The following is a 4939-nucleotide window of genomic DNA, read 5'->3' as shown; positions in this document are numbered from 1 at the left end:
CGCGCAGGCTGCGCCGGTTGCGGCGGTGCGGGCGTGGGCGGGCGCTGCGCGGCGGAGTCGAGCGCGCCCGGCGGCGTCGGGGTCCCACCGGCCGCACCGGTCGCCGGACGCGGCGTGGGCGGCAGCGGCGGCGGCGCGCCAGGGGCGGCCGTCTCGGCCTCGCCGAACAGCGCGAGGTCGTAGCTGCCGATCTGGACGAGATCGCCTTCGCGCAGCCGCCGGCGGGCCGTGATCCGCTCGCCGTTGACGCGCGTGCCGGTGAGGCTGCCCAGGTCCTCCACGTGGACCGCGCCGCTCACGCGCAGGAACCGTGCGTGGCGCCGCGAGACGTCGCGATCCGAGAGCCGGACGCTGACGCCCTCGGCGGCGCGGCCGACCACGATCTCGTCGCCGGTGAACGGCACCGTCGAGCGGGTCCCCGCCTCGTCCTCGACGACGAGCCGCATCGTCCCCGGGGTCACGGCCGCGGCTTGCCTCCGTCGAGGCGGGCGAGCTTGCGCGCGAACTGGACGCCGTCCTTCGCAGGCAGCACGACGAACTGGTCGATCTCGTGGCCCGTGAGCGTGAGGTCGATGCGGTGCCGCGCGTCGAGCCGCACGCCCGGGATGGTGATCGGGGTCCTCCCCGCGGGCCGCTCGTCGAGCCGGACCTCGGCGCCGGGCGGATCGCTCTCGACCCGGAGCGCGCCCAGCGCCGAGGCGAGCTCCGAGTGCACGCGCGCGACGAGCCGGCCCGGGGTCGGCTGGGTGGCGAGCGTGACGCCCTGGAGCCCCTCGCCGCCGAGCGCGATCTCGTGCGGGCGCGAGAGAGGCACGTCCTCGATCACCGCGGGCGTGGTGAGGCCGGTCGGCACGCCGTCGAGCGTGACGTCCGCGCCGACTGGCTCGGAGGTCACGACGAGGACGCCCGATCGCAGCCACGGATCGGCGTAGCGCAGCCCGGCGAACGCGACGCCCGCGACGACGAGGCCGGCGAGGAAGGCGGTGCGGAGCCGGACGCCGTCCTTCACGACGGTCCGCGGGCGCGGTGCGCGCGCAGCCGCCCGGCGGGGCTCGGGCGCCGGGGCGGGATCGGCCCGCGGCTCCCAGGCCTTCACCGGGGTCGGCTCGGCCGCGCCCGGGAGCGCGCCGGCCGCCGCCGCCGCGTTCGTGAGGACCTTCATGATGAGCGGGTCGTGGGCGCGGGCCGCGCGCTGGCGCTGGACCTTGTCCGCGAACACCGCCTTCATCTGGCTGGCGAGGAGGTCCTGGATCGACGAGTGCGGCGTCGGGAAGAGCACGTCGACGAGCGCGTCCGCGAAGGAGCGGGCGTCGGGGTAGCGGTCGTCGGGATCGTAGGCGAGGGCGGTCGCGACGATCGCGTCGAGGTCCTTCGGCAGCCGGGGATCGATGGAGGTGGGCGGCACGACCTTCGCCTTGCGCGCCTGGACGAGGGACTCGACGTCGGTCGCCTTCGGGAACGGCTTCTGCTTCGTGAGCAGCTCGTAGAGGAGGATCCCCGCGGCGAAGAGGTCGACGCGGTGGTCCCAGCGCTTCTCGAGGGAGGCCTGCTCGGGCGCGACGTACCCGAGCTTCCCCATCAGCATCCCCTCCTTGTAGTTGGAGAGGTTCGTCGCGGCGCGCGCGATGCCGAAGTCGAGGAGCTTCACCTCGCCCTCGTACGACACGAGCGCGTTGTCCGGCGAGACGTCGCAGTGGACGATGCGGAGCGGGTTGCCCTGGCCGTCGGTCTTCCGGTGCGCGTAGTCGAGGCCCTGCAGGAGCTGCAGGACGAGGAACATCGCCTGCTCGGGCGTGAGCTGCGTGCCGGTCTTCGCGAACGCGGCCATCATCTCCTTGAGGGAGACGCCGTTCACGAGCTCCATCGAGATGAAGAAGTTCCCCTCGATGCTGCCGCACTCGTAGATCTGCGCGATGTTCGAGTGCGTGAGCTGGACGGTCAGCTTCGCCTCGTTCACCAGCATCTTGATGAAGCCCTGATCCTGCGCCCGCGCGGGCAGGATGCGCTTCACCACGAGCTCCTTCTCGAAGCCCCCCGCGCCGGGGACGCGCGCCCGGTAGATCTCGGCCATCCCGCCCACGGCGAGCCGCTGGAGGAGGAAGAACTTGCCGAAGAGGTGCGGCTTGAACTCGGCGCCGCTCGCCTGGGGTGCGGCCTGGGGCACGATCCTGCGGATGTTAGCCCGCGCCCCCGCGGGGCCACAAGGCGCGCGACCTGGGGACGTGGCGCCGGCCGCTCTCACGCTTCGTGAGTCGCGCTGCGCGCTGGCGCCGCGCGCGGTGTAGTGCGTCCGCGCACGAGCGTCGCCAAGGTGGATGTGCGGCCGCCACGCGGCGGCGGCGGAGAGCGAGGACCCGATGGGCGAGAGCCGCGAGAGCCGCGACGCGAGGGACCCGCGCGACCAGCTGCGCGCGCTGAACAAGGCGGAGCGGGAGGAGTTCGAGGAGGAGGAGCAGGGCGACACCGGCGGCGGCGAGCACGCGGGCCCCGGCGAGATCGCGCGGCTCGCGGCGGAGCGCGCCGCGGCTGCGCCCGGCTCGACCGGACAGCGCAAGCCGTAGCCCGCGCCGGCAGGGCGTCCCCCATCGGACCGGCGGGAGCGGGCTCGGTCCGGCGCCGGCGCCGGGCTAAGCTCGCGCGCCGGAGGAACCATGGACGACCCTGGGCTCGGCGCGCTCGCGGCGCGGATCGTGGAGGAGACGGGCGACGCCGTCCTGTTCGCGGATCGCGACGGCGTGCTGCGGCTGTGGAATCGCGGCGCGGAGCGGATGTTCGGGTGGAGCGCGGCGGAGGCCCTCGGGCAGTCGATGGACATGATCATCCCCGAGCGGCTGCGGGCGCGGCACTGGGACGGCTGGAAGCGCGTGATGGAGACGGGCGTCACCCGCTACGGCACGGAGGTCCTCGCGGTCCCTGCGGTCCGCAAGGACGGCCAGACCATCTCGATCGAGTTCACCATCCAGCTCATCCGCGACGCCGAGGGACGCATCCTCGGGCCGTCGGCGGTGATCCGCGACGTGACCGCCCGCTTCAAGCGGGAGAAGGAGCTGCGCGCGCGCCTGAAGGAGCTCGAGGCGAAGCAGCGATAGCCTGGGGCCGCCGCGCCACGGCGTACAGCACGTGGTACGTGGCGGGCACGCCGTCCGGCCCGCCGTGGCGCGCCTCGTAGCGCCGGATCGTCTCGAGCGTGGCGCGCCGCCCGCCCAGCCCGGCGCGGCCCGGCACGGCGCTCGACGCGCCCACCGCCTTGAGCGCGCGGAGCACCGCGCGCGCGTCCGCGTGGCGCTCGACGAGCTCCTCGTCGCGCGTCGCCTCCAGCGCGAGCCCCGCGGTCGCGAGCGCCGCGGCGAGCTCCTCGCGCGCGAGGAAGCGGTGCGTCGGCGCGGGACCTCCGCCGGACGCCTCGCGGAAGGAGTCGCGGAGCTCGAAGAGCGTGCGCTCCCCGAAGAGCGCCACGCACAGGACCCCGCCCGGCGCGAGGACCCGCCGCGCCTCCTCGAGCGCGGTCGCCACCCGCGGCAGCCACTGGAGCGTGGAGGTGGTCACCACCAGATCGAACGCGCCGTCGCGGAACGGGAGCGCCTCCGCGTCCGCCGCGGCGACCCCTGCCCGCGGCGCGGCGCGGCGCGTGGCGCGGCACATGCCGGGCGCGAGATCCACGGCCGCGGCGGCGAGCCCGGGCCGCGTGGCGAGGAGCCGGGAGAGGAGCGCGCCCGTGCCGGCGCCCACGTCGAGCACGCGGCGCGCACCGGGCGCGGCGGCGTCGAGCAGCGCGAGCACCCGGTCCTGCACGGCGCGCTGCACCTCGGCCCGGGAGTCGTAGGCCCCGGCGGAGCGGGAGAAGGCGGCGCGCACGCGCCGCTTGTCGACCGGGTTCAGGCGCATGCGGCGAGCAGCGGCGCGAGCGCGGCGGTGAACGCGTGCGGACGCGAGAGGAAGGGGGCGTGGCCGGCCCCCGGGACGACGGCGAGGCGCGCACCCGGGAGCGCGCCGGCGAGCGCGCGTCCCGCTCCCGGCAGGCAGACCGGGTCACCCTCGCCGTGGATCACGACCACCGGCAGGTCGAGCCCGGCGAGGGCGCCGCGCAGGTCCGCCTCGCCGAGCACGTCGAGCCCGGCGCGGAGGGCGACGGGGGAGGGTACGGGCGTCCTCGTCCGGAGGGCGGCGGCGCGCGCGAGGGCCGCCGCGTCGAGCTCGCCCGGCAGGAACATGCCCTCGTGGAAGCGCGCCGCGGCGCGGGCCGGGTCGCGCTCCACGTGACGGGCGAGCGCGGCGAGCGTGCGCGCGGGGAGGCCGTGCGGCCAGCCTTCGCCCTCCGTGAAGCGCGGGGTGGCCGAGACGAGCGCGAGCCCCGCCACCCGGCCGCGGAGGCGCGGCAGCGCGGCGAGCGCGAGCTGCGCGCCGAGCGACCAGCCGAGGAGCACGGCGCGCTCGAGGACGAGGGCGTCGAAGGCGGCCACGAGATCGTCCGCGAGCTCCGCGAGCGTGAAGGGCGCGCCGCCCTCGGAGCGGCCATGGCCGCGCAGGTCGGGCGCGATCGCGCGCCGTCCGGCGAGGAGCGCGGGCGGGAGCGCGTCGAGGAGCCAGCGGCCGGACAAGGACCACCCGTGCACGGCGACGAGCGCCGGGCCCCGGCCTTCGTCCTCGCAGTGGAGGGTGAGGCCCGCTCTGTCGAGGAAGGACGGCATCTCGCGCGAGAGAAGGGGAAGTATCGCGGGGGGCGGAGGGATCGTCAACCGGGGTGCGCGGAGAGGTTGACGAAGGTCCCGCGCCCCCCGACCCCGACCCCGACCTCGACGCCGACGCCGACGCCGACGCCGACCCCGACCCGACCCCGACCCGACCCCGACCCCGACCCCGACCTCGACCCCGACCCCGACCCCGACCCCGACCCCGACCCCGACCCCGACCCCGACCGCAACGACCGACGCCCGAGCCC

At 76.2% G+C, this 4939-nt stretch carries 7 protein-coding genes; 3 read left to right on the top strand and 4 right to left on the bottom strand.

Annotated features, from left to right (window positions below):
- Positions 1 to 461: FHA domain-containing protein (locus tag MNY62_RS25615; protein ID WP_279426872.1), on the bottom strand; the 461-nt coding region annotated here is incomplete at its 3' end.
- Entirely contained in the window at positions 458 to 2164 is a 1707-nt protein-coding gene (locus MNY62_RS25210; RefSeq protein ID WP_242347085.1) for a serine/threonine protein kinase, read from the bottom strand. The genes MNY62_RS25210 and MNY62_RS25615, both read right to left, overlap by 4 nt.
- A gap of 151 nt (positions 2165 to 2315) precedes the next feature.
- Between MNY62_RS25210 and MNY62_RS25205 the strand changes: the two genes are divergently transcribed.
- Positions 2316 to 2561, top strand: coding sequence for a hypothetical protein (locus MNY62_RS25205; RefSeq protein WP_242347084.1), 246 nt, complete (start codon positions 2316 to 2318; stop codon positions 2559 to 2561).
- A gap of 90 nt (positions 2562 to 2651) precedes the next feature.
- The gene (locus tag MNY62_RS25200; RefSeq protein WP_242347083.1) at positions 2652 to 3089 is read left to right on the top strand and encodes a PAS domain-containing protein; all 438 of its coding nucleotides are present in this window, start codon (positions 2652 to 2654) and stop codon (positions 3087 to 3089) included.
- On the opposite strand, the gene MNY62_RS25195 is transcribed toward MNY62_RS25200, so the two are convergent.
- Together MNY62_RS25195 and MNY62_RS25190 are read right to left on the bottom strand one after the other, a co-directional pair.
- Positions 3031 to 3885: a methyltransferase domain-containing protein gene (locus tag MNY62_RS25195; protein ID WP_242347082.1), complete on the bottom strand. Its 855-nt coding sequence runs from the start codon at positions 3883 to 3885 to the stop codon at positions 3031 to 3033. The two genes, MNY62_RS25200 and MNY62_RS25195, sit on opposite strands and share 59 nt — an antisense overlap.
- On the bottom strand, positions 3876 to 4688 hold the full coding sequence (locus MNY62_RS25190) for an alpha/beta fold hydrolase (protein ID WP_242347081.1): 813 nt from the start codon (positions 4686 to 4688) through the stop codon (positions 3876 to 3878). The genes MNY62_RS25195 and MNY62_RS25190 overlap by 10 nt, the downstream gene beginning before the upstream one ends.
- Before the next feature lie 66 nt (positions 4689 to 4754).
- Between MNY62_RS25190 and MNY62_RS25185 the strand changes: the two genes are divergently transcribed.
- Positions 4755 to 4939: hypothetical protein (locus MNY62_RS25185; RefSeq protein ID WP_242347080.1), on the top strand; the 185-nt coding region annotated here is incomplete at its 3' end.

Source organism: Anaeromyxobacter terrae, from assembly GCF_022690685.1.
GTDB classification, from domain to species: domain Bacteria; phylum Myxococcota; class Myxococcia; order Myxococcales; family Anaeromyxobacteraceae; genus Anaeromyxobacter; species Anaeromyxobacter terrae.
This window is presented reverse-complemented; position numbering and strand designations above follow the sequence as displayed.